The following is a 26,985-nucleotide window of genomic DNA, read 5'->3' on the forward strand; positions in this document are numbered from 1 at the left end:
GCAGCGATGGCGGCGCCAATGCGGCGACCAATGCGCTGGCAAACCTGATTACCAAGGCGGAAGACAAGGTTGACCTGGGCTCGTCCGACACGGCGAAACAGATCGTCAAGGGCGCGGCGGAAACGGCGGGCGCCGATCAAACCAAGCTGGCGCAGGTGGACAAGCTGGCCACGGATGCCGGCAAGGCCATTGCCAACCTGAACCAGGCAATCAATGCGGCCAGCAGCAAAGACGGCGCCGATGCCAAGTCGCTGCTGACGGAAATCGCCAAGGTGCAGGTGGTGGCGGAAACGGTGGAAAAGCAGCTGGAGACGGGGGCCAAGGGGGGCGACGTGTCGGCCACGGTGGGCACGACCACGGGCTCCACGCTGAACCAGGCGATTAATGATGCGGCCGGGCAGGTGGGGAATATTATTCCGACCGCAGCACCGACGGTAGCGCCGACGGATGCACCGACCACCGCACCGACCGATGCGCCAACGGCTGCGCCGACGGTGGCCCCAACCGTCGCTCCAACTGTTGCACCCACCGTGGCGCCAACTGTTGCGCCTACGGTTGCTCCAACCATTGCCCCAACGGTGGCGCCTACGGCAGCGCCAACTGTCGCGCCGACGGTAGCCCCGACGGCCGCACCAACTGTTGCGCCGACCCAGGCGCCGACTGAAGCGCCGACGCAGGCACCAACGCAGGCACCAACGCTGGCGCCAACCGAAGCACCGACCCTGGCTCCAACTGTAGCGCCAACACAGGCCCCGACGGTAGCACCGACCGTCGCGCCAACGGAAGCACCGAAAACCCTGATCGTGTCGGTGGACGCCAATAAAGTGCTGACCTTCAGCGGCACGGCTACCGGCGAGATTGGAATAACACTACTAGGTGGAAATGTAGCCAGTTTTACGCGTGGCGGGATAACGGCAGCATTGAAGCCGGATTTGCAAAGTGTTGCAAAAATTTCTGTTGGTACAGGCCAAGTATTGACGGGTGATCGGAGTTTGTTGCTTGGAAAAATAGTTGATGGTCCCGGCACCACTGTAGTAACTGGCACCGACATTTACAGTAATTTTTCGCGTATTAAGACGGCCAGTGTAGTAGCTGTCGTTGATCGGGAATTTGATATCAGGTACGTCGCACGGGAAGCATTCAGTGCTGTCACAGAATTCAGGGTGCAGGCCAACGGCTCGTTGTTTCTGACAGCTGCCCAAGCGACCCATGCAAAGGTCACAGGAACAGGCAATTTGTATATTTCGGGAAATGACGAATCCAATATCATAGATGCGGCATTTGCAGGCAAGACCACTATCGTACCGGGGGCAGGAGCCGATCGGATCGTGCTAGGCGACGGCGCCGAGACTATCGCGCTGTCTTTTGGACGGCCAACTGAACTCTATTCTTACGACAATGCCTTTAGCTCCTTATGCCTTATGTCAGACAAGGCATTGTCGGCTGGCGACACGATTACGTTCTGGTATCAGGACCATGCCTATACCGCAACTGTGACGGGGGGGCTGAATAAGTTGCAAGATGATATAGATGCAGCCGTTTCCGGCAAGACTGTATTGGGCAAGGGAAAAATTGTTGTCGCAGGCGAAATGGATGGCATCAGGCTGATGACGACCAATCCCGGCGACCGCTTGGGATCTGCCACGTTCGCAGATAATGATGAAGATGGTGCAATACAGGCTTCTGATTCCAGCGCGCTGCAATACGATACGGTCCGGGGATTCCAGGCTGGCAAGGATAAGATATTGCTGTCATCACTTGGTGGGGCGGCGATCGCACCCACGTCGCTGACACGTTTTGCCGACGTGAGCGGTAGTGACGTACAAACACCGCAGCAATTGACAGACCGTGTGCTGCATTCTGCCAGTTTCCAGGCGTTGGCACCTAATCAGGCGGGCCTGATCACCGTGACGGATGGCGCTTATGCTGGTGTGTACTTATATATCCATCGTCCTGGCACTGGCAACTTCGATGCGTCCCGCGACTTATTCATCAAACTGGAAGCCTCCTCTCATGTTGGCGAGACCGGAGTCCTCAACGTGGCGGACTATTTTGACGTTCGTCCGGATACCAGCGCTCCACAGATCTATTGGCGCAGTGTGGGAATACAAGAGGATCAACATACGTTGAGTATTGCCGGATTCGGACTGTCTAGCGTACTTAATGCTGATGAAGATCCGCAGCAAGACATCAAGCATTTGATCGACTGGGCCAAGCTTGCCTTAAACTTCAGAAGTAATAACGGTTCTGTTACGAAGGTCCAGTTTACCTCTGCCGATGTCGAAAGTGCACACATTGTTTCGGGAGGCTCTTCGCCTGCGGATAGGTTATTGGTCGTGCTGACGCCTGCAAAAATTGTATCGCTGAAGGCAACACCGGGTTACGGCCAGCATGGAACGGCTGCGGATACTGTTTCGATCGATACCGGATTTATTCGAGACTCAGCAGGCAATGCGAGTCTGGATAGTGCGTACGAAACTATTTTTATCAATGCTGGTGCGTCAGCCTACATTGGTGACAACACTTTGCTGGCACCCAAGACGCAGGCTGATTCCTTGCTTGTGTTGGGCAGTAACATGACTGCGGCGAATGTGACCATCGATTGCGTTGATGTTGGCAGTGATATGGTGCTCAGTCGTATTCCGAAGGGGCACACCGTCACGTTATCCAATGCCGATCACATTGCGACGTTGGTTATGTCCGAGAGCGAAGGCAATATTGCCGTTGAAAGCGCAAGTATTGAAACCTTTTACGCCGGCGAGGGGAATGACCGGCTGACCTCCACATCGTCTGGCCCGGTGCGATTCTATCCGGGGGGCGGTGCAGATGTCCTCACTGGTGGGACAGGGATGAATCGCTACATTTTCAAGAGCGATGATTTCACGGCCAACGACGCTGAAAGTTTGTTGGCCATGAGCGATACCATTACCAATTGGAGTAAGGGTAAAAGCAATATCGAGTTTACCCGCGGTAACTTGTCGGTGACAGCTCATAACATGGTTGCTGTCCCAGGTAAGGCATCAGTTTCGGCACAGGGACTGGCGGGGTTCGATATCTCGGACAACACTCTGGTAAGGAAACTGCTGGCAGTCGCGGCTGCGGTAGACATGGATCGGACTGGAACGGCTGTTATATTCAACCATGGTGGTCATGCATATATTTATGTCGTGAATGGAATCCGGGCCGGGGTCGAGTCTGGTGATGGACTGGTGCGGTTGGAGAATCTTTCGGCTGCGGGGTTGCAAATCACGGCGGGTAATATCACGGGTGTGATTCCAGCGGAGCGCCCTGCGCCGGAAGTGACTATTTCGGCGCTTTCTTATGACGAGACCGGGCGTGAACTGATTGTGCGTGGCAGTGGGTTCGATACTATCCTGGGGCCAAAGGAAGCAGCTTCGACCGACATCAAGGCATATCTGGACTGGAATAAGCTGGTTTGGGATATCAATGGTGATGGCAAGCTCTCGCCCGACGTCCAGTTTGCGGTAAGCGACATCGAAAGCGTTCGAGTAGTTAGCGGAGCGCTTAGTATCATCCTGACACCAGCCAAGCATGCCGAACTGCTAGGCACTGCTGGCTATGGCAGTGCTGGTGGCGCGAGCGACCATGCCAGCCTATCTGCTGGCTTCATCCGGAACAGCGAAGGAAAAGCTGCCACGACAGATGTCTTGGCGGCCAGCATCTTGTTAACTACGGGAATGCTGAAAGCGGTTGAGGGACAGTCTGTTAAGTCTACTTCCAATGCGGACTTCGTAATGGTAAAGGGGATGGTTGGGCAAGGAGCACAGGCCACAGTTGACTTTACGGGCGTCACAAGTGAAGCGATGGCACTGGCGACGGAGGGAACTGGCACAGTCAAACTCGCTAACATTCATTACAGCATTAATCTAAGAACGCTGTCGGCAGCCAACAGTTTTATTGTCAGCAGTGATAGTTTGAGGTTTATTCAAACCGGCGATGGCAGTGATCAACTGATCAGTACTGGAGATGGTGCTGTTTTCGATGCAGGTGGTGGCCCTGACCTCCTCACTGGCGGGAGTAAACAAAACACCTTCCAGTTTGCGTCGGCAAACTTCAAGGCGGACAGTGCGCAGGCGTTATTAAAAGCCGCAGATACCATTACCAATTGGGAAAACGGCGCAGATAACAAAATCAATTTCGGAGTGAAATTAAGCATTACTTCGCATAGTGAAAATGTCCGCCCAGGTTCAGCATCGATTTCCCCGCAGGGATTGGCGACGTTCGATGTGGCTGACAGCTCGTTGGAGTCCAAACTGAATGCGGTCGTTTCGGCTGTTGGTGCGGATGCAGTTGGCACTGCGGTGGCGTTTAATCATGGGGCCGATGCGTTCTTGTTCATTGTCGGGAACGCGAATGCAGGCGTGCAGAACGGCGATGGGCTTATCCGATTAAACGGTGTAACCGCCAAGGAAGTAGTGATCAAGAATGGAGTCATTACCGACTTCAACCGGATCTCAGACATGACCGCGCCAATATCGACGATCAAATTCCTTAGCTTCCACGAGGAATCATCGTCCTTCTACCTGGGCGGAACGGGGTTTGACTCTATCTTGAGCAAAGGCGATGATGATACGACAGACATTAAATCCTACTTCGACTGGAGCAAAATCCGCTGGGATATCAATGGCGATGGCAGTGCCACTGCCGACATCGGATTTACGCAGAGTGACATCCAATCCGTACAGGTGGCGGCCGCCGACTCTCTTCGCGTGGTGCTGACGCCGGCGAAAGCCGCAGAGATTGTTGCTGCATCTGGCTATGGAAAGTTTCAGTCGCCGAATGATAAGTTGGAAGTCTCCACTGGGTTTATCCGCGATGAGGCGGGCAACCCCGCCGTCACCGATGGCGTAGCCGGCGGTAGTGTGTATGCCGATCTGCAATTGCAATTGAAGCCCGGCGCCCAACTGGCCCCGGTGACCAGGGCCGACAGTTTGTCGCTGACAGGCTATCAGGTGAATCCCGATGGCGTGGTAATTGATTGCGCTGATGTGCGCAGCAGTTTTATCAATGTCAGCAATCTGTGTACTGGCAGCACGGTCACAATAACGAACGCAGATTATTCTGCCACGTTGTACGCGGATTCATCGGATGTACAAGGCAATCTGATCGTAACCAGCGCCGGCCTGACGGATTTCCGAACGGGGGCTGGCAATGACCAACTGGTGTCCACTGCCAAGGGCAAGACAGTAACATTCAATGGTGGCGCAGGTGCGGATGTGCTGACTGGTGGTACTGGAACGAATCTTTATCTGTTTGCGGCCGGCGGCGCTGATTTCAACGCAGGTAATGCTGCGGACCTGCTGAAGGCAGCCGATACTATCACCAACTGGAAAGCGGCTGCTTCCAACGAAATACGCTTTGCTGGCATGAGCTTAGCCACTGCTGCGGCGCGCTATGACAATCCTGTTGCGGGTAAAGCGGCTATAACCGCAGGCGGACTCGCGGTCTTCCATTCTGCTGACAATACTCCGGCCCTGAAACTGGCGGCGGCTGTTGCTGCCATGGGTACTTGCCCGATCGGCACTGCCGTGGTGTTCAATGATGGTGGCAACGCGTATATCTACATTGCGGGGAATGCGATATCGGGTGTTCAGGCCGGCGATGGATTGATCAAGCTGGCTGGAGTCAGTGCCGGTGGCCTGCTGACAACTAATGGAAAAATTACTGGAATTGCGCCTTATGAAGCGGTAGAAACCCGAGTGACCATCGGCATGAGCGTTTTCCGGGAAGACTCGAAAACGCTGATGATCAGTGGTGAAGGCTTTGAAAAAATGCTGAACCGGTTTGAAGACATCAGCAAAGATTTCAAGCAATTGGTAGATTGGTCCAAATTTGTCTGGGACCTTGATCGGTTTGTCCAATCCCAAGAAATCGGTTTCGCACAAGCCGATATTGTCAGTGCGCGCCTCATCGATGGCAAGTTACAGATTGTATTGACGGATGAGAAGGTAGCGCAGCTTGTCAAGACTCCTGGTTATGGCGGTATGTTCTCTCGTTCAAATGGGGTTCGTATAGACGATGGTTTTATCAAGGTAGCTGCATCGGGTAATGTTGATTTCTTTACGCCACATGGATTCGTACAAACTCAGCACTTCGCTGACTTGGCGAATGGTGTACAGTCGGCACCTGCCTCTATGGCAGATACTTTGTTGCTTTCTGCCGCAAAGGTTGGTTCCAGCGGTGCAGACGTTGATTTCGCTGGCGCACGGTGCCTCAGGATTGAGTTGACTGAGCTTGCCGCAGGTACGACGCTAACCCTCAGCAATATTGACCGGGCATCAACGGTCTATGCCCCTACGGTCCTCGGCAATCTGAATATCAGCAGCGCGACTGCGCACACTATGGTCACTGGTGCGGGGAGTGACCATCTCGTATGGAAAGGCAGCAGTTCAGTTTGGTTTACACCTGGCGCCGGCGCCGACGTATTGACTGGTGGTAACGGTTATAACAACTATATCTTTTCTTTCGATGACTATCGCGCTAATGACGTTGCCAGTTTATTAGCTGGTGCGGACACAATTACCAACTGGAATGAAAAAGGGGCAGGCAACGCTCTAGCCATAAATTATAAGGATCTGACGATCACGGCCCATGATGGAATTCAGGTAGGAAAAGCTTCCGTTTCAAAACAAGGCTTGGCGAGCTTTGCTGATGCTGACAATACCTTAATCCTGAAACTGCAAGCAGTGGTTGTGGCTACCGATGGTGATCCGGTTGGCAGTGCTGTGATATTTAATGATGGCACTGATGCATATCTGTATGTGGTGGGCAACGAAGGGGCTGGAGTGCGGAAAGGTGATGTGCTGGTTCGCTTCAATAATGTGACGGCTACACAGTTAAGGCTTGAGAATGGTTACGTTACTGAATTGAACGCAAACTATCCTGGGCCGGTGTTGGACACTGCGACGATCGCTGGCGATACTCTGGTGCTGAAGTACAAAGCGAATTTAAGCGCCGAATATTTGCCTGGCATTGGTCAGTTTGAAATCAAAGTAGATGGCGTAACGCTTGCCGCCAATGGTTCAGCCTATACCGTCGCAGGTGTTAAAGAGAATACTGGTGCAAACAGTCTGGTACTTAAGCTTGCCACGCCTGTCAAGTTGGGACAGACCGTTACTGTCGCATATACGGATTTGACCGCCAGGGATGACCTCTATGGAATCCAGGATCCATATGGGAACGATGCAGCCAGTGCGGCTATACCGGTTACCAATATAACGTCAGCATATGTCATCGCTGGAGATACGGCGACTGCGATTGCCGGGGGCGTTTTGAATTTGAGCGACGCTTCCAATCTTGCGGGTGTCCATTCATTGGTGCTGAGTGCGGAAGGAAACCAGGTGGCGATGTCTGCGCGGCAGCATGCGGTCTTGAGTACAGTGACGGCTCCTGCTACAAAGGATACTTTCATCATCAGGGACGCTTTTGCAGGCACTGGACAGGCAGCAGTTGAGTCATATGAGCTGCGCGATGTCGCTACATTCAAGTTGGGTAGCGCCCGACAAAATGTCGCAATGGCCAGTGGCCCCAATCTACTGGATGTAGGGGCATATCAAGTTACTGGAACGCTTGCTGCCGCAGGTAATGGCAGTACCATGGTTGTCCACGATGGCGCGGACATATCGGCCGCAACGATCAGCGGTTTCAGCAAGCTGGTATTTGACCCGGCGGGCAGCGATGGTGCGATCCAGGTGACGATGACCGGCAATCAGCATAATCAGCTTATTGGTGGCGTGTCTGCGAATGCAGCGAACGTGAAGACGATCACGTTAGCCTCGTATTTTAATGGCACTGGCTTTGCACAAATTGAAAATTACAAGCTGGGCGACGGACGGAATTTCTTTGCATTGGGCGCGGCATCGCAAAATGTCACGGGTGGGCCAGGAGAAGACCACGTCTCAGTTAATGACTACACTGTAACCGGGACGCTGGATGGTGGAGACGGGATTGATTGGTTTTTTGCATATGGCGATATTTCTAAGGCAACAATTAAGAATTTCGAACACGCTACCGTGCAGGGCACGGTTCGGATGAGCATTGCCCAGAACGACGGTTTTGGGCGCCTGTGGATGGACTCTGGCGCCGAAGTCGTGTTTACTGATGCCGGTGCAGTGAAACTTAGCCTCTTGAATGATGGTGGCCAATTCCAGTTGGCGGATGGCAAGAATGAAATGATGCTTCCGAACCTGAAGGTCACAGTCATTGGGGGGAGTGGTGACGATAGTTTTGTAGGCAAAGGTGGCGCTATACGTGGAAAATATGATGGCGGTGCTGGTATGAATACACTGTCGTTATCCGGAGAAACGGACATCTCGGCCGCACAGTTCAGCAATATCAGCAAATTGGAGTTGTCCCCTGCTACCAAAGTGACTATGACGGCTTTACAGAATAATCAGCTTGTAACCGTATGGCAAACGGATGGAGCACAGAAAATTGAACTAACCGGCACAGGAGGAATTGGCCGCGCTGGCATTGAAGAATATGATTTAAAAGCGGACTTTTTTAGTAGTAACCCAATTACTTTTACTGCGGCAAACAGTGGGCAGATCGTCAGGGGTAGCGACAACGATGACACAATTACGGGCGGAATGGGCGCAGACGTCTTATATGGTGGCCGTGGCAACAACATCCTGAATGGCGGGGCTGGCGACGACACGCTGGTAACTTCCAGGCGAGGAGCAGATCAGCTAACAGGCGGTGCCGGCAGTGATACTTTTAACGTGAAAGCAAATACGTACCCCGCGAGCGTCGTTACTATCTCGGACTTCCACAGAGGGAATACGGTTGGCGTCGCTGACAAATTTGGCGATATCAAGGCTTCGCAAATCATCGCTGCCGTCGACCAGAGCAGCACAGACAGCATTACTTACGCAGAAAATGCAGTACTGCAAGTGGTTGATCATAGTGGCAACCTCGATGCTGCGGGCGTGATAAAACTGTTTGGCGCGGATCGGCCATTTGCAGCCAATTTCGCTCCCAATGCATATTTCCGCAACGTTACGCTGATTAGTGCGAACGAAACTGGTAATGCACAGGTTTGGGCTGTTAAGGTAAGTAATTACCTCTTCGCGGGTGATGTAGAGTTAATTGCAACATTGACTGGTGTGAATGACTTAGCGAAGACATCCTTTGATATGTTCAATTTCACAGCGGTCTAAATAAGCTTGTTCGGACATTGATGCCACGCCCGCCTTGGCAAGCTTAACCGGCAGAGTATCAGGTATATTCCAGCAGGCAATTGCTTGCTTTTTAGGTAACTCGAGTGCAGTGTCGCCGTTGCCCTGCGGCACTGCACTGCGCATTTCTGCAAAAAGATCGCATCTCCCGCACCGCAGCAATTCCACAAGTCTTTCAAATTGTAAATTGCTGACCCAACAGTTATCAGTGTTGTATCATCCCCTGCTTCCCTCTCCCGTACGGGGGCGCCGCCTGCAGGACTTGGCGTTTCTGCACTACAATACGGGATTCTGCAAAGTGAGCTAACACGTGCCTAACCTCGTCGAAATCCGCGATTTACACTTCTCATATGGAAAGCGTGCCATTTTGAATGGCCTCCATATGGATTTCCCGCGTGGGAAAGTGGTCGCGGTGATGGGTGGTTCGGGCAGCGGGAAAACCACGGTATTGCGCCTGATCGGCGGGCAGGTTCGCCCACAGAAAGGCAGCGTGAACGTCGACGGCCAGACCGTGCACAAGCTGAAGACCGATGACTTGTACTTGTTGCGCCGCAAAATGGGCATGCTGTTCCAGCATGGCGCCTTGTTCACGGATTTGACCGTGTATGAAAACGTGGCGTTCCCCTTGCGCGAACACACGGATTTGCCGGAAGAATTGATCCGCGACCTGGTGCTGATGAAATTGCATGCAGTGGGCCTGCGCAATGCTGCGAAATTAAAACCGGGCGAAATTTCCGGCGGTATGGCGCGCCGCGTTGCGCTGGCGCGCTCGATTGCGCTGGATCCGCAACTGATTATGTATGACGAGCCGTTTGCCGGTCTCGACCCGATCTCGATGGGCGTCACGGCCAACTTGATCCGCAACCTCAATGATGCGCTGGGCTCGACGACGATCCTCGTGTCGCACGATGTGAAGGAATCGTTCCTGATTGCTGATTACGTGTATTTCCTGTCGCAAGGCAAAATCGTGGCGCACGGTACGCCGGACGACATGATGGCGTCGTCGGACCCGTACGTAAAACAGTTCGTGCATGCGGAAAGCGATGGTCCCGTACCGTTCCACTATCCCGGCAAATCGCTGGCGGCGGACCTGGGCCTGGAGGAGCGCGCATGAAGCTGGCCGTGAATTTGCTGGAGCGCCTGGGCGCCTGGGTGCGCGATCATGTGGAAGGCGTTGGCTACAGCGCGCGGACGTTCTTTTATATGCTGGGCGTATCGCCAGGCTTGCTGCGCCGTCCCCGTTTGCTGACGGAACAGTTGCATTTCATCGGCAACTATTCGCTGTTGATCATTACGCTGTCCGGCCTGTTCGTCGGCATGGTGCTGGGCTTGCAGGGGTATTACACGCTGAATAAATATGGTGCGGAACAGTCGCTGGGCCTGCTGGTGGCGCTGGGGCTGACCCGCGAACTGGGCCCCGTGATTACCGCGCTGCTGTTTGCCGGCCGCGCCGGCACGTCGCTGACGGCGGAAATCGGCTTGATGAAGGCGGGGGAACAATTGTCGGCCATGGAAATGATGGCCGTGAACCCTGTGCAGCGCGTGCTGGCGCCCCGTTTCTGGGCGGGCGTGATTGCCGTGCCGTGCCTGGCGTCGATTTTCTCCGCGGTCGGCATCTTTGGCGGCTACCTGATCGGCGTCAAGCTGATTGGCGTCGATGAAGGCGCGTTCTGGTCGCAAATGCAAGGCGGCGTCGATATTTATAAAGACGTCTTCAACGGATTCGTAAAAAGCGTCGTGTTTGGTGTGGCCATCACGTTCATTGCACTGTACCAGGGTTATGAAGCCCGCCCGACACCGGAAGATGTGGCCGGCGCCACCACCCGTACTGTCGTGATCTCGTCGCTGATGATCTGGTGGCTGGACTTCATGCTGACGGCGTTGATGTTCAGCAAGTAAAAATTGAGCAACATGGGTGCCGGGCCTTCAGGCCGGGCATCGACAAGGCAGAAAGAGGGGTGCCGGGCCTTCAGACCGGGCATCCACATCATAGGAAACTGTTATGCAACGTAAATCTGTGGATGTGTGGGTAGGTTTGTTTGTGGTACTGGGCGTGGCAGCGTTGATGTTTTTGGCGCTGAAGGCGGGTAACATGAGCTCGCTGTCCTTTGCCAAGACTTATGAAATCACGGCGAAATTCGACAATATCGGCAGCTTGCGCACCCAAGCGCCAGTGAAAGCATCCGGTGTGGTGGTGGGCCGTGTGGCCGCTATCCGTTTTGACGACAAGAGTTACAAGGCGCTGGTGACCATGAACATGGAAACCGGCTATCAATTCCCTAAAGACAGTTCGGCCAAAATCCTCACGGCCGGCTTGCTGGGTGAGCAATACATTGGCATCGAAGCTGGCGGCGACACGGCAAACCTGGCCGCCGGCGACAAAATCGCCCGCACGCAGTCGGCTGCCGTGCTGGAAGATTTGATTAATCAATTTATTTACAGCAAAGCGGCCGAAGGAAAGGATGGCAAGTAATGAACATCTCGACTTTCTCTGTACGTAAGCTGGTGCTGGCCACGGCAGTGGCTGCTTCCCTGGCAGGCTGCGCCGGTCCTAATCCGCGCGACCCGTATGAAGGCTATAACCGCGCCATGTTCAACTTCAACGACAAGGTCGATGAAGTGGCGCTGAAGCCGGCCGCCACGGTGTATAAATCCGTGCTGCCAAACTTCGTGCAGACCGGCATCAACAACTTCTTCGGCAACCTGGCGGACGTGTGGACTGCCGCCAACAACTTCATGCAGGGCAAAGGTGAAAACGGCATGTCGGACGTGATGCGCGTGGCGCTGAACTCCACGTTCGGCTTGCTGGGCGTGGTGGATGTGGCGTCCGGCGCAGGTTTGCAAAAGCATAAGGAAGATTTCGGCCAGACGCTGGGCACGTGGGGCGTGAGTTCCGGCCCGTACCTGGTGTTGCCGCTGCTGGGCCCATCGACTGTGCGCGACACGCTGGCGCTGCCGCTGGATATCAAAGCTGATCCATGGCAATACAACGAGCGTGTCAACGTACGTAACGTCGGCACCGTTGTTCGTGTCATCGATCAGCGCGCCGGCCTGCTCGATGCGACCAACTTGCTGGAAGAAGCCGCCCTGGACCGTTATGAATTCGTCCGCGACGGCTTCCTGCAGCAGCGCGAGAGCAAAGTATTTGACGGCGAAGAGAATCCGCGCGCGAAAAAGAAAAAAAGCGCCTATGCGGATGATGAAAAACCAGCAACTGCTGAGTCTGAGAAGGTTGAAAAGGGTAAAGACCAGCCTCAGGCTATAATGTCGGAACCGGCTGCTGAAAAGAACGCCAGCCTGTGACCCGAAGCAAAACAACATAAGGTAAATCGCAGATGAAATTGATTAAGCAACTGATGGCCTGCGCGACGATGGCTTTTGCCTCTGTCTCGTTTGCTGCAACCGCTCCTTCCGCTCCTGCTTCCAATGAAGCGCCAGATGCATTGGTCAAACGTATCAGCACGGAAGTGCTGGAAACTGCCAAGACCGATAAGGAAATTCAGGCAGGCAACACCAAGCGCGTCATGGATCTGGTAGAAACCAAAATCCTGCCGTACGTGGACTTCCAGCGCATGACGTCGCTGGCAGCCGGCCGTTTCTGGCGCGAAGCCAGCCCGGAGCAGCAAAAGCAGCTGTCGACGGAATTCCGTACGCTGCTGATCTACACGTATTCCGGCGCGCTGTCGCAAGTGAAAAATGAAACCATCGAGTTCAAGCCGCTGCGCGCTGACCCGACGGACTCGGAAGTGGAAGTGCGTTCGCAAGTAAACATGACCCGTGGCGAACCGGTGCCGCTGAACTACCGCGTTGCAAAGACGCCGGCCGGCTGGAAGATTTACGACATCAACGTGCTGGGCGCTTGGCTGGTGGAAACCTACAAGAGCACCTTCGCGTCGGAAATCAGCAAAGGCGGCATCGACGGCTTGATCAAGACCTTGTCTGAAAAGAACAAGAAGCTGGCCTCCAAACCTATCAAAGCCGCTTCGGCCAAATAAGACTTATGCCGGACTCCATCGACAGTTTGTTGCCTTTGTCATCGCTGACCGTGGATAACGCCACGGCTGCGCTGGCACAGGGTGTGGCTGCGCTGCAAGCGGGCCAGACTGTGTTCGACTTGCGCAACGTGCAGTCGGTGGACTCCTCCGCCGTGTCGGTATTGCTGGCATGGCAGCGTGCTGCCCGCGCTGCGGGCGTCACGCTGGAATTGCGCAATTTGCCGCCCATGCTGCGCAGCTTGACCAAGCTGTATGGCGTGTGCGCGCTGGTTTCTTCCTCGGCTGACTGCGCCGACGTTTCTTCCCATCCTGCGGCCGACACGGCCGGTGCGGCTTCCACGCATCACCATCACCACCATCATTGACCCTGCTTGCAGCTTGTTCAGTAAGCAACAGTCGTCGCAGTAATACCCCGGATATACCCCGGATTCCCCGGCCCGGCGCAAGCCGAAATCAAAATTCCAATATAATTGACCGTTGCAGTTGCCGTAGTGCCACTGCGCCAGCATTCCACCACGGTCACAGCGCCGCACAATATTTCGTTTATGACAGCAATTCAAATCAGTAACGTCCAAAAGCGCTACAAATCGCTGCAGGCGCTGGGCGGCGTGTCCCTCACGATTGAAGAGGGCGAATTTTTTGGTTTATTGGGCCCGAACGGCGCGGGCAAAACCACGTTGATTTCCACCATCGCGGGCCTGATCCGGCCGGATGCGGGTTCCGTCACGATCCACGGCCACGACGTGGTCACGGACTTCCGTGAAGCGCGCAAGAAACTGGGCGTGGTGCCGCAAGAACTGGTATTCGACCCGTTCTTCACGGTGCGTGAAACCCTGCGCCTGCAATCGGGCTATTTTGGCTTGAAAAACAATGACAAGTGGATCGACGAGGTGATGGAAAACCTCGATTTGACCAACAAGGCCGACACCAACATGCGCGCGCTGTCCGGCGGCATGAAGCGCCGCGTGCTGGTGGCGCAGGCGCTGGTGCACAAGCCGCCTGTCATTGTGCTCGACGAACCAACGGCCGGCGTGGACGTGGAATTGCGGCAGACCCTGTGGAAGTTTATTTCGCGCCTGAACCGCGAGGGCCACACGGTGGTCTTGACCACGCACTACCTGGAAGAAGCGCAGGCCATGTGCAAGCGCGTCGCCATGCTGAAAACCGGTAAAGTCGTCGCGCTGGACACCATGTCGCAACTGATCCGCCGCATTTCCGGTTCCAGCCTCGTGCTGCACCTGAAGCAGGGCGCCTTGCCCGATGATTTGCGCCACCTGGTCACGCACCCGGAAGACGCTGCGCGCGGCAAATACAGCCTGCGCATCAATGAATACAGCGAAGTGGAAAAGATCCTCGCGCGCATCCGTGAATCGGGCGCCGTCATCGATGAAATGCAACTGCAGCAAGCCGACCTGGAAGATATCTTCCTGCAGATCATGGAAGGAAAACCAGTATGATGTCCACCGGCTTCCGTACCCTGGTGTACAAGGAAACCTTGCGTTTCTATAAAGTCGCCACGCAAACCATTGCCGCGCCGATTTTGACGGCCATGCTGTACCTGCTGATCTTTGGCCACGTGCTGGAAGGGCGCGTGCAAGTGTATCCGGGCGTGTCGTACACGGCGTTCCTGATTCCCGGCCTGGTCATGATGAGCGTGCTGCAAAACGCATTTGCTAACTCGTCGTCGTCGCTGATCCAGTCAAAAATCACGGGCAACCTCGTGTTCGTGCTGTTGACGCCGTTGTCGCACTGGGAAATGTTTTCCGCCTACGTGATTGCCGCCATGGTGCGCGGTATTGCCGTGGGCCTGGGCGTGTTCATCGTGACGGCGTGGTTCGCCCACCTGTCGTTCGTGGCGCCGCTGTGGATCGCCATCTTCGCCTTGCTGGGCGCCGCGATCCTCGGCACCATGGGCTTGATTGCCGGTATCTGGGCCGAGAAATTCGACCAGCTGGCCGCGTTCCAGAATTTCCTCATCATGCCGCTGACGTTCCTGTCCGGCGTGTTTTACTCGATTCACTCGCTGCCGCCGTTCTGGCTGACCGTGTCGCATTTGAACCCGTTCTTTTACATGATTGACGGTTTCCGCTACGGATTCTTTGGCCAGTCCGACGTCAATCCTTTGATCAGCGTGGGCATTGTCGGCGGGTTCCTGGCCGCGCTGTCCCTGCTGGCCATCCGCATGCTGTCCAGCGGATACCGGATGCGCCACTAAGGCGCCGACGGCAGGCACGCCATGGCAGAAACCTACACCAAGCACCACTTTATTGGGAACAAAACAATGACCACCACACCTGAAGCGATCCACAGCTATATTTCGGCCGGCCTCGAATGCACCCACCTGGAAGTGGAGGGCGATGGCCAACACTTCCAGGCGGTGATTGTGTCGTCCGCATTTGCCGGCAAGCGCCCGATCCAGCGCCACCAGATCGTGTACGCCGTGCTGGGTGACCGCATGCGCGAAGAAATCCACGCGCTGTCGATGAAGACGCTGACGCCAGAAGAATACGCAGCCAACTAAAAGGACCAGGACGTGGACAAACTCCTCATCAAAGGCGGCAACCGCCTGCAGGGCGACGTGACGATTTCCGGCGCCAAGAACGCTGCTTTGCCGATCCTGTGCGCGGGCTTGCTGACGTCAGGCGACGTGCAGCTGTCGAACGTGCCGCACCTGCAAGACGTGCGCACGATGCTGCGCCTGCTGGCGCAGACTGGCCTGAAAGTCGAGCAGAATGGCGACAAGGTCACGTTGAATGGTGCGAACATCACGAGCCTGGAAGCGCCGTATGAACTGGTGAAAACCATGCGTGCGTCGATCCTCGTACTGGGTCCGCTGCTGGCCCGCTTCGGCGAAGCGAAAGTTTCGCTGCCGGGCGGCTGCGCCATTGGTTCACGTCCCGTTGACCAGCACATCAAAGGCTTGCAGGCACTGGGCGCCGACATCACGATCGAAGCCGGCTACATCCACGCCAAGTGCAAAAAGCTTAAAGGCACGCGCATTGTCACCGACATGATCACGGTGACCGGTACGGAAAACCTGATGATGGCTGCCGTGCTGGCCGAAGGTGAAACCGTGCTGGAAAACGCGGCGCGCGAGCCGGAAGTGACGGACCTGGCGCACCTGCTGGTGGCGATGGGCGCGAAGATCGACGGCATCGGCACCGACCGCCTGGTGATCCAGGGCGTAGAGCAATTGCATGGCGCATCGCACGCAGTGATTTCCGACCGCATCGAAGCGGCGACCTTCCTGTGCGCTGTGGCGGCCACCGGCGGCGACATCACGATCCGCAATACCCGCACCGACATCATGGACGCGGCGCTCGACAAGCTGCGTGAAATCGGCGTGCGCCTGACCGTGGGCGACGACTGGATCCGCGCGCAAATGGATGGCCGCCCGCAGCCCGTCACGTTCCGTACTACCGAATACCCTGGTTTCCCGACCGATATGCAGGCCCAGTTCATGGCGGTGAACACCATCGCCAACGGCGCCAGCCGCGTGACCGAAACCATCTTCGAAAACCGCTTCATGCACGTCCAGGAGATGAACCGCCTGGGCGCGGCAATTGAAACCGATGGCAACACGGCCTTTATCAAAGGCGTGGAGCAGCTCGTGGGCGCCCCTGTGATGGCGACCGATTTGCGCGCTTCGGCTTCGCTGGTAATCGCAGGGCTGGCCGCCAGGGGCGAAACGCTGGTTGACCGCATCTATCACCTCGACCGCGGCTATGACCGTATGGAAGTGAAGTTGCAGGCAATCGGCGCCAACATTAGCCGTATCAAATAAAACCGAGATAATCATGAGTGGATTTAACAGCGACGCCAACAACCAGTTGATCCTCGCGCTGTCGAAAGGCCGCATTTTCGAAGACACCCTGCCGCTGCTGGAAGCGGCCGGCATTACCGTCACTGAAAATCCGGACACGTCGCGCAAGCTGATCCTGGCCACCAACGACCCCAACGTGCGCGTACTGATCGTGCGCGCCACCGACGTGCCGACCTATGTGCAGCATGGCGCGGCGGACTTCGGCGTGGCCGGCAAGGATGTGCTGATCGAGCATGGCGGTGAAGGCTTGTACCAGCCGGTGGACTTGAACATTGCGCAATGCCGCATGTCCGTCGCTGTGAAATCCGGCTTTGATTACGAAGCGGCTGTGCGCCAGGGCGCGCGACTGCGCGTGGCCACCAAGTTCACGACCACGGCGCGCGAACACTTCGCGTCCAAAGGCGTGCACGTGGATTTGATCAAGCTGTATGGTTCCATGGAACTGGCGCCGCTGGTCGGCTTGTCGGACGCCATCGTCGACCTGGTATCGACCGGCAGCACGTTGCGCGCCAATAACCTGGTTGAAGTCGAAGAAATCATGCAGATTTCGTCGCGCCTGGTGGTGAACCAGGCCGCACTGAAGTTGAAACGCGCGCGCCTGCAGCCAATCATCGAAGCGTTCGAGCGTGCCTCGAAAGCCCGTGCGAAGAAAGGCTGATCATGACCATCAACGTACGCAAACTGGATTCGGCGTCGGCGGACTTCAAGCAGACGCTCGATGCGCTGCTGGCCTTTGAAGCGGAAACCGATGACGCGATTGAATCGGCCGTCTCGAAAATCCTCGCTGACGTGAAAAAGCGCGGCAATGCCGCCGTGCTGGAATACACCAACCGTTTCGACCGCCTGCCCAATGGCGGCGCGCAATCGGTCGATACGCTGGACTTGCCGGTATCGGAATTGCAGGCCGCGCTGGACAGCCTGCCAGACACGCAGCGCGCTGCATTGCAAGTGGCCGCCGACCGCATCCGCGCGTTCCACGAGCGCCAGAAAGAAGAATTAAAAGGCTTTACCTATACCGAGGCCGATGGCACGGTTTTAGGCCAGCGCATTACGCCGCTGGACCGCGTGGGCATTTACGTCCCGGGCGGCAAGGCAGCTTATCCATCGTCCGTGCTGATGAATGCGATTCCCGCACAAGTGGCGGGAGTCGGTGAAATCGTCATGGTGGTGCCAACGCCCGATGGCGTGAAAAACCAGATGGTGCTGGCCGCGGCTGCACTGGCTGGTGTGACCCGCGTGATTACTATCGGCGGTGCGCAGGCCGTTGGCGCCCTGGCCTATGGCACGGAGACCATTGCACCGGTCGACAAGATCGTCGGCCCTGGCAATGCGTATGTCGCGGCCGCCAAGCGCCGCGTGTTCGGCACGGTGGGCATCGACATGATTGCCGGTCCGTCCGAAATTCTCGTTGTATGCGATGGCACCACGGACCCGGACTGGGTCGCAATGGACTTGTTCTCGCAAGCGGAACACGATGAACTGGCGCAAGCCATCATGCTGTGCCCGGACGCGGACTATATCGCCAAAGTCGAAGCATCGATCAACAAGCTGCTGCCAACCATGCCGCGCCAGGACGTGATCCGCACGTCGCTGACGGACCGTGGCGCGCTGGTGAAAGTGCGCGACATGGATGAAGCGTGCGCGATTGCCAACAGCATTGCGGCGGAACACCTGGAAATCTCGGCTGCAGAACCGCTGCAGTGGGCCGATAAAATCCGCCACGCAGGCGCCATGTTCCTGGGCCGCTTCTCGTCCGAATCGCTGGGCGACTATTGCTGTGGCCCGAACCACGTGCTGCCAACGTCGCGCACGGCGCGCTTCTCGTCGCCGCTGGGCGTGTATGACTTCCAGAAGCGTTCGTCCGTGATTTACGTGTCCGAAGCAGGCGCGCAGACCCTGGGCAAGGTGGCCGCTGAACTGGCGTATGGCGAAGGCTTGCAGGCGCACGCCCGCAGCGCGGAGCTGCGCCTGAAATGACGAAGCGAAAAGATCCGGTTGCCGGCGAACTGCCGCCTCAACTCACCGTCATCCCCGCGCAGGCGGGAATCCATACTGAGTCGGATTCGGATGCTCAGCATGGGTCCTCGCCTGCGCGACGGTCCGCCGATGCGGGACGACAGGAGAGCTGCGGCGATTGGCTGAACCGGGTCTTTTGCGAGGATGCGTTGGCCGGCCTGGCGCGCATTCCCGACGGTTCCGTTGACTTGATCCTCACCGATCCACCCTACAACCTGGGCAAGGATTATGGCAACGCCTCCGACCAGCAAACGGTGGAGGAATACCTGTGCTGGACCGAGCGGTGGATCGATGCCGCGCTGCCGAAGCTGAAACCCAATGGCAGCCTGTATATCTTCCTCACGTGGCGCTATTCGCCGGAAATCTTCGTCATGCTGAAAAAGCGCATGACGATGATGAATGAAATTATTTGGGACCGCCGCGTGCCGTCGATGGGCGGCAGCGTGCGCAGTTATTCTTCCGTGCACGACACGGTGGGCTTCTTCGTGGCCCGCAAGGATTACTACTTCGATCTCGATGCCGTGCGTATCCCGTACGACGCCGAGACGAAGAAGGCCCGTTCGCGTTCGATCTTCATTGGCGCGAAATGGCTGGAAGTGGGTTACAACCCGAAAGACGTGTGGAGCGTGTCCCGGCTGCACCGTGAACATTCAGAGCGGGTCGATCATCCGACCCAGAAGCCGCTGGAAATCATTGAACGCATGGTCAAGGCATCGTGCCCGCCGGGAGGCGTGGTGCTGGACTTGTTCATGGGCAGTGGCACGACGGCGCTGGCGGCACGCCGCTGCGGCAGGCACTTTGTCGGGTTTGAATTGAACCCTGATTACTGCGCCATCATCGATGCACGGCTGGCGGCGGAAGACGCGGCAGCTGTATTGGCTGCGGCTGCCGTTGCCGAAGATGACGCCGCGCCTGCAGTGAAGCCTGCGCGTGCCAAAGCTACCAAAGCTGCGAAGACCACGAAGAGCGCTACGGCTAAAGCGACCAAGGCCGCCAAGGCGACGCAGGCTGCCAAAAAGCCCGCAGCGCCCAAACGATCCCGGGTTCCCAAACCCCCCGAAGAAATATCTATCTAGGAGTGCAGCAAGATGTCCATCGACAGTCTCATCCGCAATACCATCCGTTCCGACGTTCTGGCTATTCCTGGCTACCACGTCGCCGATGCGAGCGGTTTTATCAAACTGGATGCGATGGAAAATCCTTACCCGCTGCCGGACCATCTGGCCACCGACCTGGCCCAGCGCCTGGCCAATGTGGCGCTGAACCGCTACCCCGTGGCTTCTTATGCAACGTTGAAACAGCGCATTTGCCGGCAATTGGGCGTCCCTGCCGGCTATGACGTGTTGCTGGGCAACGGTTCGGATGAACTGATCTCCATGCTGGAAATGGCGTGCGCACACCAGGACCGCCGCGCTGTCGTCGTGGCGCCCGTGCCGACCTTCGTCATGTATGCCCGTTCCGCGCAATTTGCCGGCATGGATTTCGTCGGCGTGCCCTTGAAGGCGGACTTGACGCTGGACAAGGACGCGATGCTGGCCGCCATCGAACAGCACAAACCTGCGCTGGTGTTCCTGTCGTACCCGAACAATCCGACCGGCAACTTGTTTGATGAAAACCACATGGTGGAGATCATCCGCGCGCTGGGCGACACCGGCATTGCGGTCGTGGACGAAGCGTATGAGCCGTTTGCGCAACAAAGCTTTATGCCGCGTTTACCGGAATTTGACAATCTGGTGGTGATGCGCACCGTGTCGAAACTGGGCCTGGCGGGCATCCGTCTGGGCTATATGTCCGGCGCGCCAAAATTGCTCGAACAACTGGACAAGGTCCGTCCGCCGTACAATATCAATGTTTTGACCCAGGTAGCCGCTGAATTCGCCCTCGACAACATCGAAGTGCTGAATAGCCAGGCTGCCCTGTTGCGCAACGAGCGTGCAGCGCTGTCTACCGCATTGACAGCAATTCCAGGTGTTCAAGTGTTCCCTTCCGCCGCCAATTTCATCCTGGTGCGCGTGCCGGACGCGGACGCTGCTAATGCCTATCTCCTATCCCATAAGGTATTAGTGAAAAATGTGGGTAAAATGCATGGTGTACTGGCCAATTGTCTGCGTATCACGGTCAGCACACCGGAAGAGAACGCCGCTTTCCTGGCTGCCTTCAAGGCAGCGATGGCGGCTTGACCATCGTAGAGTTTTCCAATGAACCGCACCGCAGAAATCACCCGCAACACCAGCGAGACGCAAGTCCGCGTGGCCATTAACCTCGATGGCACCGGCCAGCAAAAGCTGAACACGGGCGTACCTTTCCTGGACCACATGCTGGACCAGATCGCCCGCCATGGTTTGATCGACCTCGATATCGAAGCCACCGGCGACATCCACATCGACAATCACCACACGGTGGAAGACGTCGGCATCACGCTGGGCATGGCGTTCGCCAAGGCAGTCGGCGACAAGAAAGGCATCCGCCGCTATGGCCACGCCTATGTGCCGCTGGACGAAGCGCTGTCGCGCGTGGTGATCGACTTTTCCGGCCGTCCTGGCATCGAGTATCACATCCCCTTCACGCGCGCGATGATCGGCACGTATGACGTCGACCTGACCTTGGAATTTTTCCGCGGCTTCGTCAATCACGCCCAAGTCACCTTGCATATTGATAACCTGCGTGGCACCAATGCCCACCACCAGTGCGAAACCGTGTTCAAGGCGTTCGGCCGCGCATTGCGCATGGCCACGGAACTCGATCCGCGCGCCGCAGGCACGATTCCGTCAACCAAAGGTAGCTTGTGATCAAACTTGTTGCGCTTGACGCTTGCGCAAGCGCAGTGGTCTCTGCTTGAATGGCATTATGAAGAAAATAGTTGTAGTTGATTATGGCGTGGGCAACCTGCGCTCCGTGGCGCAAGCGTTGCGCGCCGTGGCGCCGGAGGCCGACGTGCGCATTTCCGGCGAAGTCGCAGACATCGCCGATGCCGAACGCATCGTGTTGCCGGGCCAGGGCGCCATGGCTGATTGCATGCGCGGCTTGCGCGAATCCGGCGTGCTCGACGCCGTGCTGCGCGCGGCGGAAGTCAAACCGCTGCTGGGCGTGTGCATTGGCGAGCAAATGCTGTTTGAATCGTCCGAGGAAGGCAATGCCCAAGGCTTGGGTTTGCTGCCCGGCAAAGTCGTGCGTTTCCAGCTCGACGGCTTGCTGCAGGAAGATGGTTCCCGTTACAAAGTCCCGCAAATGGGCTGGAACCAGGTACGCCAGACCAGTGCGCACGCGCTGTGGGAAGGCATATCGGACAACGCATATTTCTATTTCGTGCATAGTTACTATGTGCAGCCTGCCAATCCGGCGCATCAGGTTGGCGAGACCGTGTACGGTCAGCCTTTCTGCTGCGCGGTGGCGCGCGACAACATCTTTGCAACGCAATTCCACCCGGAAAAGAGTGCCGCAGCCGGCCTCCAGCTGTACAAGAATTTCGTTTACTGGCAACCATAACCTCCTACTTTTCAATCCCATTATGCTGCTCATTCCTGCCATCGACCTGAAAGACGGTCACTGCGTTCGCCTGAAACAAGGCGATATGGAACTTGCCACGGTATTTTCTGAAGATCCGGCCGAAATGGCCCGCCACTGGCTGATGCAAGGCGCCCGCCGCCTGCACCTGGTGGACTTGAACGGCGCGTTTGCCGGTAAGCCAAAAAATGAAGGCGCGGTGAAATCCATCCTCAAGGTGGTGCAAGAGTTCGCGCTGGAAAACGACATCGATGAAATTCCCGTCCAGCTGGGCGGCGGTATCCGCGACCTCGACACCATCGAGCGCTACCTCGACGACGGCATCAGCTACATCATCATCGGCACCGCTGCCGTGAAAAGCCCGGGCTTCCTGCACGATGCGTGCGGCGCCTTCCCAGGCCACATCATCGTGGGCCTGGACGCGAAAGACGGCAAAGTGGCGACCGATGGCTGGAGCAAAATGTCCGGCCACGAAGTGATCGACCTGGCGCAGAAATTCGAAGCGTATGGCGTGGAATCCATCATTTACACGGACATCGGCCGCGACGGCATGATGGGCGGCGTCAATATCGAAGCCACCGTGCGCCTGGCGCAAGCCGTGCGTATCCCGATTATTGCTTCGGGCGGCCTGCACAACATCTCCGACGTGGAAAAACTGTGCGAAGTGCAGGATGAAGGCATCGAAGGCGTGATTTGCGGCCGTTCCATCTATGAAGGCACGCTGGACTTGAATTCGGCCCAGTTGCGTGCTGACGAACTGACGGAAGGCAGCCTCGAGGCTGAATAACCCATGCTGGCAAAACGCATCATCCCCTGCCTGGACGTGACCGATGGCCGCGTCGTCAAAGGCGTCAACTTCACCGAGCTGCGCGACGCGGGCGACCCGGTGGAAATCGCGCGCCGCTATGACGAGCAGGGCGCCGATGAACTGACTTTTTTAGATATCACTGCGTCCAGCGATAACCGTGGCCTGATCCTCGACATCATTGAAGCCGTGGCGTCGCAAGTGTTCATTCCGCTGACGGTGGGCGGCGGTGTACGCCAGGTGGAGGACGTGCGCCGCCTGTTGAACGCGGGCGCCGACAAGGTCAGCATGAACACGTCGGCAGTCACCAATCCGCAACTGGTGTACGATGCTTCCCAGAAGCACGGTTCGCAGTGCATCGTGGTGGCGATCGACGCCAAGCAGGTCTCGCCGGGCAAGTGGGAAGTGTTTACCCACGGCGGCCGCAAGGCGACCGGCCTCGATGCCGTCGAGTGGGCGCAAAAGATGGCGCAGCTGGGCGCGGGCGAATTGCTGCTGACGTCGATGGACCGCGACGGCACCAAGTCCGGCTTCGACCTGGGCTTGACGCGCGCCGTGTCCGATGCGGTCAATATTCCCGTGATTGCCTCGGGTGGCGTGGGCGGCCTGCAAGACTTGGCCGACGGCGTCAAACTGGGCCATGCGGACGCCGTGCTGGCGGCCAGTATTTTCCATTATGGCCAGCACACGGTACAGGAAGCCAAGCGCTTCATGGCGGATCAGGGCATCCCGATGCGCCTGATCTGATGCAAATTGAAGGAAAACCTATCATGATGCCGACTCAGACTCCCAGCGTGGCGAAAGCCAAGTGGCTGAACAAGATCAAGTGGGATGAACATGGCCTGGTGCCGGTGATCGCGCAGGAAGCGGGCACCAACAACGTGCTGATGTTCGCCTGGATGAACCGTGACGCCTTGTACAAAACGGTGGAGCTGGGTGAGGCCGTGTACTGGAGCCGTTCGCGCAAGAAGCTGTGGCACAAGGGCGAAGAGTCCGGCCACACGCAAAAAGTGCTGGAAATCCGCCTCGATTGCGATGAAGACGTTGTGCTGTTGAAGATCGAGCAGGCGGGCGGCATTGCCTGCCATACGGGCCGCCATTCGTGCTTCTTCAATAAATTCGACGGCGACGCGAAAGAAGGCGACTGGCAGGCGACGGAACCGGTGTTGAAGGATCCGGAAACGATTTATGCGGAAGTGAAGAAATAATGAGCAACATCCTGGACCGGCTGGCCGAGACCATTGAATCGCGCAAGCCTGCCAACGGTGGCGACCCTGCCACGTCGTACGTCGCCAAACTGTTTTCCAAGGGCGACGATGCGATTCTCAAGAAAGTCGGCGAAGAAGCTGTGGAAACCGTGATGGCGGCGAAAGATGCGCGTCACGGTGGCGACAGCAGCAAAGTACTGTACGAATGCGCTGATCTGTGGTTCCATTCGATAGTGATGCTGGCGCAGTTCGGCCTGACCCCGCAGCAAGTGCTGGATGAACTGGCACGGCGCGAAGGCTTGTCCGGGCTGGAAGAAAAAGCCGCGCGCAAAGAATAACTGCTAATCGTCTCGGAGCTGTAGTGGATAATTGCCTGTTTTGCAAAATCGCTGAAAAGAAAATTCCCTCTTCCATCGTCTACGAAGATGAAGAGCTGATGGTCTTCAAGGACATCCGTCCCGCAGCACCGGTGCACTTGCTGGTGATCCCGAAAACCCACATCACGACCCTGTCCGACTGCACGGCAGGCCATGCGCCGCTGCTGGGCCGCATGCTGGCGCTGGCGCCGCGTTTGGCTGAAGAACATGGCTGCGCCGTGACCTTCAATGCGGATGGTGAACCATCTGGCGGCTACAAAACGCTGATCAACAGCGGTCCGGACGGCGGCCAGGAAATCTATCACCTGCATTTGCACGTGATTGGCGGCCCGCATCCTTGGCGGGTGGAAGCGCCTCGTCACGGCTGATTCCGGGCAGGCACGGGGGCCATGCGGTCCCCTTATATCTTCATGACAATATTACAAGCACATGACATGCGCGGTTCGCGTATACTGTGCTGATTAACAGTTTTGGACGCTTGCGTCCTGCAAGGAGAACATGATGGGTGGCACTAGCTGGATTCACTGGGTGATCGTTTTGGTTGTGGTCATCCTGATCTTCGGCACCAAGAAGCTGGGCAATATCGGCTCGGACCTGGGCAAAGCTGTGAAAGGTTTTAAGGATGGCGTCAAAGGTGCAGAAGACGACAAGCCTGCAGCACCGGCGCAGGTAGCGGACAAGACCACTATCGACGTGGACGCCAAAGAGAAGAACAAGCAGTAAGGCAAGCTTGCCTCGCCTATGATCGATCTCGGTCTTACCAAATTAGCCATTATTGGCGCGGTTGCGCTGGTAGTCATTGGTCCTGAAAAGCTGCCCAAAGTGGCGCGCATGGCCGGGACTTTGTACGGCCGCGCGCAGCGCTACCTGTCCGAGGTGAAGTCCGAAGTCAGCCGCGAAATCGAGATGGAAGAATTGCGCAATTTGCGCAAGGACATGCAAGAGGCGGCTGATTCCGTGAAACAGGATGTGCAAGAAGTGGAAAACTCGATTGCACAAAACTTGCGGGAAGCGGAAAGCGCCTGGCATGCCGACGATGGCGCGCCGCACGACAGTTACAGCACGTATGACCGGGCGCAAGCCAGTGCGGAACAGCATGCGCGCAAGGCCAAGGAATTCCGCCGCAAGCGCCTGGTGCGCACGTCCAACATGCCGGCCTGGTACAAGCAGCATAACGGCATCAAATCCCACGTCACTTCCGGCGCCGCGCGGGTAGCCCGCCACCGTCCCCGCAGCAAACCTCCCGCATCGTTTTTCTAAATGAGTGAACAACCACAGGTTGAAGAAACCTTCATTTCCCATTTGATCGAGCTGCGCGAACGCCTGGTCAAGGCGGCGCTGGGTCTGGTGGTGGTCGGCATCTTGCTGCTGATCTGGCCGGGACCTGCCGCCATCTATGATTTCCTCGCGCAGCCGATGCTCAATGCGCTGCCCAAGGGCTCGAAAATGATCGCGACCGGCGTCACGGCGCCGTTCCTGGTGCCGATGAAAGTCACGTTGATGGTGGCGCTGATCGTGGCGCTGCCATGGGTGCTGTACCAGGCGTGGGCCTTCATTGCCCCCGGCTTGTATGCGCATGAAAAACGCCTGATTGCACCGCTGGTGATTTCGTCGTCCGGTTTGTTTGCGGCGGGCGTGGCGTTTTGCTACTTCTTTGTGTTTGGCCGCGTGTTCAAATTCATCGCGGAATTTTCGCCCACGTCGATTGCCGTCACGCCGGATATCGAGAATTACCTCGACTTCGTGATGTCCATGTGCCTGGCCTTTGGCGCCACGTTTGAAGTGCCGATCGTTGTCGTAGTGCTGGTAAGGATGGGCATCGTATCCGTTGCCAAGCTGCGTGAAATCCGTCCGTATGTCGTGACCGGCATCTTCGTGATTTCCGCCGTCGTGACGCCACCGGATGCGGTCAGCATGTTCTCGCTGGCGATTCCCATGTGGATTTTGTTTGAAATCGGCTTGCTGGTGTCGCCAGCCTTTGTGCGGCTGACGCAGGCGCCGGAAGAAACCACCTGAAAGGCAATTAGCTATCGCCCCCTCACCGAACGATAGTACAAAAG

General features: G+C 56.9%; 25 protein-coding genes. All 25 read left to right on the top strand.

Features of this window, described 5'->3' with window-relative positions; genetic code table 11:
* The first annotated feature begins 155 nt into the window (after positions 1 to 155).
* The 25 genes from GM668_RS25585 (at position 156) to tatC (ending at position 26,941) form a co-directional block, all read left to right on the top strand.
* Positions 156 to 9,179: a SwmB domain-containing protein gene (locus GM668_RS25585; protein ID WP_211923454.1), complete on the top strand. Its 9,024-nt coding sequence runs from the start codon at positions 156 to 158 to the stop codon at positions 9,177 to 9,179.
* A gap of 328 nt (positions 9,180 to 9,507) precedes the next feature.
* Positions 9,508 to 10,311 carry an ABC transporter ATP-binding protein gene (locus GM668_RS25590; protein WP_170305832.1) on the top strand — a complete coding sequence of 268 codons (804 nt, stop codon included), beginning with the start codon at positions 9,508 to 9,510 and terminating at the stop codon, positions 10,309 to 10,311.
* The gene (gene mlaE, locus GM668_RS25595; protein WP_371868777.1) at positions 10,308 to 11,096 is read left to right on the top strand and encodes a lipid asymmetry maintenance ABC transporter permease subunit MlaE; all 789 of its coding nucleotides are present in this window, start codon (positions 10,308 to 10,310) and stop codon (positions 11,094 to 11,096) included. Before GM668_RS25590 ends, mlaE begins: the two co-directional genes overlap by 4 nt.
* Before the next feature lie 103 nt (positions 11,097 to 11,199).
* Complete coding sequence (gene mlaD / locus GM668_RS25600) at positions 11,200 to 11,670, top strand: outer membrane lipid asymmetry maintenance protein MlaD (protein ID WP_155441814.1); 471 nt, start codon at positions 11,200 to 11,202, stop codon at positions 11,668 to 11,670.
* The gene (locus tag GM668_RS25605; protein WP_155441815.1) at positions 11,670 to 12,500 is read left to right on the top strand and encodes an MlaA family lipoprotein; all 831 of its coding nucleotides are present in this window, start codon (positions 11,670 to 11,672) and stop codon (positions 12,498 to 12,500) included. Before mlaD ends, GM668_RS25605 begins: the two co-directional genes overlap by 1 nt.
* 32 nt (positions 12,501 to 12,532) lie before the next feature.
* The gene (locus GM668_RS25610; protein ID WP_155441816.1) at positions 12,533 to 13,192 is read left to right on the top strand and encodes an MlaC/ttg2D family ABC transporter substrate-binding protein; all 660 of its coding nucleotides are present in this window, start codon (positions 12,533 to 12,535) and stop codon (positions 13,190 to 13,192) included.
* A 5-nt stretch (positions 13,193 to 13,197) separates the two neighbouring features.
* Complete coding sequence (locus GM668_RS25615; protein WP_155441817.1) at positions 13,198 to 13,557, top strand: STAS domain-containing protein; 360 nt, start codon at positions 13,198 to 13,200, stop codon at positions 13,555 to 13,557.
* A gap of 180 nt (positions 13,558 to 13,737) precedes the next feature.
* Positions 13,738 to 14,649 (top strand): ABC transporter ATP-binding protein, encoded by a 912-nt coding sequence (locus GM668_RS25620; protein WP_155441818.1) that lies wholly within the window; start codon positions 13,738 to 13,740, stop codon positions 14,647 to 14,649.
* Positions 14,646 to 15,407: an ABC transporter permease gene (locus GM668_RS25625; protein WP_155441819.1), complete on the top strand. Its 762-nt coding sequence runs from the start codon at positions 14,646 to 14,648 to the stop codon at positions 15,405 to 15,407. The genes GM668_RS25620 and GM668_RS25625 overlap by 4 nt, the downstream gene beginning before the upstream one ends.
* A 66-nt stretch (positions 15,408 to 15,473) precedes the next feature.
* Positions 15,474 to 15,713, top strand: coding sequence for a BolA family protein (locus tag GM668_RS25630; RefSeq protein WP_155441820.1), 240 nt, complete (start codon positions 15,474 to 15,476; stop codon positions 15,711 to 15,713).
* A 12-nt stretch (positions 15,714 to 15,725) separates the two neighbouring features.
* Positions 15,726 to 16,976: a UDP-N-acetylglucosamine 1-carboxyvinyltransferase gene (gene murA, locus GM668_RS25635; protein ID WP_170305833.1), complete on the top strand. Its 1,251-nt coding sequence runs from the start codon at positions 15,726 to 15,728 to the stop codon at positions 16,974 to 16,976.
* A 13-nt stretch (positions 16,977 to 16,989) separates the two neighbouring features.
* Complete coding sequence (gene hisG, locus GM668_RS25640) at positions 16,990 to 17,673, top strand: ATP phosphoribosyltransferase (RefSeq protein ID WP_155441821.1); 684 nt, start codon at positions 16,990 to 16,992, stop codon at positions 17,671 to 17,673.
* 2 nt (positions 17,674 to 17,675) lie between these two features.
* A complete protein-coding gene (gene hisD / locus GM668_RS25645) occupies positions 17,676 to 18,992 on the top strand; it encodes a histidinol dehydrogenase (RefSeq protein ID WP_155441822.1) in 1,317 nt (438 codons plus the stop codon).
* Positions 18,993 to 19,153: 161 nt separating this feature from the next.
* Positions 19,154 to 20,107, top strand: coding sequence for a DNA-methyltransferase (locus GM668_RS25650; RefSeq protein WP_155441872.1), 954 nt, complete (start codon positions 19,154 to 19,156; stop codon positions 20,105 to 20,107).
* A gap of 12 nt (positions 20,108 to 20,119) precedes the next feature.
* On the top strand, positions 20,120 to 21,211 hold the full coding sequence (gene hisC, locus GM668_RS25655; RefSeq protein WP_155441823.1) for a histidinol-phosphate transaminase: 1,092 nt from the start codon (positions 20,120 to 20,122) through the stop codon (positions 21,209 to 21,211).
* Positions 21,212 to 21,229: 18 nt separating this feature from the next.
* Positions 21,230 to 21,820 (top strand): imidazoleglycerol-phosphate dehydratase HisB, encoded by a 591-nt coding sequence (gene hisB / locus GM668_RS25660; RefSeq protein ID WP_155441824.1) that lies wholly within the window; start codon positions 21,230 to 21,232, stop codon positions 21,818 to 21,820.
* A 58-nt stretch (positions 21,821 to 21,878) separates the two neighbouring features.
* Entirely contained in the window at positions 21,879 to 22,517 is a 639-nt protein-coding gene (hisH, locus tag GM668_RS25665) for an imidazole glycerol phosphate synthase subunit HisH (RefSeq protein WP_155441825.1), read from the top strand.
* 22 nt (positions 22,518 to 22,539) lie between these two features.
* Entirely contained in the window at positions 22,540 to 23,322 is a 783-nt protein-coding gene (gene hisA / locus GM668_RS25670) for a 1-(5-phosphoribosyl)-5-[(5-phosphoribosylamino)methylideneamino]imidazole-4-carboxamide isomerase (protein ID WP_155441826.1), read from the top strand.
* A gap of 3 nt (positions 23,323 to 23,325) precedes the next feature.
* The gene (gene hisF, locus GM668_RS25675) at positions 23,326 to 24,087 is read left to right on the top strand and encodes an imidazole glycerol phosphate synthase subunit HisF (RefSeq protein ID WP_155441827.1); all 762 of its coding nucleotides are present in this window, start codon (positions 23,326 to 23,328) and stop codon (positions 24,085 to 24,087) included.
* A gap of 26 nt (positions 24,088 to 24,113) precedes the next feature.
* Positions 24,114 to 24,548, top strand: coding sequence for a phosphoribosyl-AMP cyclohydrolase (hisI, locus tag GM668_RS25680; RefSeq protein WP_155441873.1), 435 nt, complete (start codon positions 24,114 to 24,116; stop codon positions 24,546 to 24,548).
* Entirely contained in the window at positions 24,548 to 24,886 is a 339-nt protein-coding gene (locus tag GM668_RS25685; RefSeq protein ID WP_155441828.1) for a phosphoribosyl-ATP diphosphatase, read from the top strand. The genes hisI and GM668_RS25685 overlap by 1 nt, the downstream gene beginning before the upstream one ends.
* A 23-nt stretch (positions 24,887 to 24,909) precedes the next feature.
* Positions 24,910 to 25,293, top strand: coding sequence for a histidine triad nucleotide-binding protein (locus GM668_RS25690; protein WP_170305834.1), 384 nt, complete (start codon positions 24,910 to 24,912; stop codon positions 25,291 to 25,293).
* Positions 25,294 to 25,426: 133 nt separating this feature from the next.
* The gene (gene tatA, locus GM668_RS25695; RefSeq protein WP_155441875.1) at positions 25,427 to 25,648 is read left to right on the top strand and encodes a Sec-independent protein translocase subunit TatA; all 222 of its coding nucleotides are present in this window, start codon (positions 25,427 to 25,429) and stop codon (positions 25,646 to 25,648) included.
* Between the two features lie 18 nt (positions 25,649 to 25,666).
* On the top strand, positions 25,667 to 26,185 hold the full coding sequence (gene tatB, locus GM668_RS25700) for a Sec-independent protein translocase protein TatB (protein WP_155441829.1): 519 nt from the start codon (positions 25,667 to 25,669) through the stop codon (positions 26,183 to 26,185).
* Entirely contained in the window at positions 26,186 to 26,941 is a 756-nt protein-coding gene (gene tatC, locus GM668_RS25705) for a twin-arginine translocase subunit TatC (protein WP_155441830.1), read from the top strand.
* The last annotated feature ends 44 nt before the right edge of the window (positions 26,942 to 26,985 follow it).

It is taken from the genome of Pseudoduganella ginsengisoli, from assembly GCF_009720865.1.
GTDB lineage: Bacteria > Pseudomonadota > Gammaproteobacteria > Burkholderiales > Burkholderiaceae_D > Rugamonas > Rugamonas ginsengisoli.

What these genes read in the sequence shown, in the direction of transcription:
- mlaE (WP_371868777.1), top strand. Translation starts at nt 10,308, where the DNA reads ATGAAGCTGGCCGTGAATTTGCTGGAGCGCCTGGGCGCCTGGGTGCGC.
- mlaD (WP_155441814.1), top strand. Translation starts at nt 11,200, where the DNA reads ATGCAACGTAAATCTGTGGATGTGTGGGTAGGTTTGTTTGTGGTACTG.
- GM668_RS25605 (WP_155441815.1), top strand. Translation starts at nt 11,670, where the DNA reads ATGAACATCTCGACTTTCTCTGTACGTAAGCTGGTGCTGGCCACGGCA.
- GM668_RS25610 (WP_155441816.1), top strand. Translation starts at nt 12,533, where the DNA reads ATGAAATTGATTAAGCAACTGATGGCCTGCGCGACGATGGCTTTTGCC.
- GM668_RS25615 (WP_155441817.1), top strand. Translation starts at nt 13,198, where the DNA reads ATGCCGGACTCCATCGACAGTTTGTTGCCTTTGTCATCGCTGACCGTG.
- GM668_RS25620 (WP_155441818.1), top strand. Translation starts at nt 13,738, where the DNA reads ATGACAGCAATTCAAATCAGTAACGTCCAAAAGCGCTACAAATCGCTG.
- GM668_RS25625 (WP_155441819.1), top strand. Translation starts at nt 14,646, where the DNA reads ATGATGTCCACCGGCTTCCGTACCCTGGTGTACAAGGAAACCTTGCGT.
- GM668_RS25630 (WP_155441820.1), top strand. Translation starts at nt 15,474, where the DNA reads ATGACCACCACACCTGAAGCGATCCACAGCTATATTTCGGCCGGCCTC.
- hisG (WP_155441821.1), top strand. Translation starts at nt 16,990, where the DNA reads ATGAGTGGATTTAACAGCGACGCCAACAACCAGTTGATCCTCGCGCTG.
- hisD (WP_155441822.1), top strand. Translation starts at nt 17,676, where the DNA reads ATGACCATCAACGTACGCAAACTGGATTCGGCGTCGGCGGACTTCAAG.
- hisC (WP_155441823.1), top strand. Translation starts at nt 20,120, where the DNA reads ATGTCCATCGACAGTCTCATCCGCAATACCATCCGTTCCGACGTTCTG.
- hisB (WP_155441824.1), top strand. Translation starts at nt 21,230, where the DNA reads ATGAACCGCACCGCAGAAATCACCCGCAACACCAGCGAGACGCAAGTC.
- hisH (WP_155441825.1), top strand. Translation starts at nt 21,879, where the DNA reads ATGAAGAAAATAGTTGTAGTTGATTATGGCGTGGGCAACCTGCGCTCC.
- hisA (WP_155441826.1), top strand. Translation starts at nt 22,540, where the DNA reads ATGCTGCTCATTCCTGCCATCGACCTGAAAGACGGTCACTGCGTTCGC.
- hisF (WP_155441827.1), top strand. Translation starts at nt 23,326, where the DNA reads ATGCTGGCAAAACGCATCATCCCCTGCCTGGACGTGACCGATGGCCGC.
- hisI (WP_155441873.1), top strand. Translation starts at nt 24,114, where the DNA reads ATGCCGACTCAGACTCCCAGCGTGGCGAAAGCCAAGTGGCTGAACAAG.
- GM668_RS25685 (WP_155441828.1), top strand. Translation starts at nt 24,548, where the DNA reads ATGAGCAACATCCTGGACCGGCTGGCCGAGACCATTGAATCGCGCAAG.
- tatA (WP_155441875.1), top strand. Translation starts at nt 25,427, where the DNA reads ATGGGTGGCACTAGCTGGATTCACTGGGTGATCGTTTTGGTTGTGGTC.
- tatB (WP_155441829.1), top strand. Translation starts at nt 25,667, where the DNA reads ATGATCGATCTCGGTCTTACCAAATTAGCCATTATTGGCGCGGTTGCG.
- tatC (WP_155441830.1), top strand. Translation starts at nt 26,186, where the DNA reads ATGAGTGAACAACCACAGGTTGAAGAAACCTTCATTTCCCATTTGATC.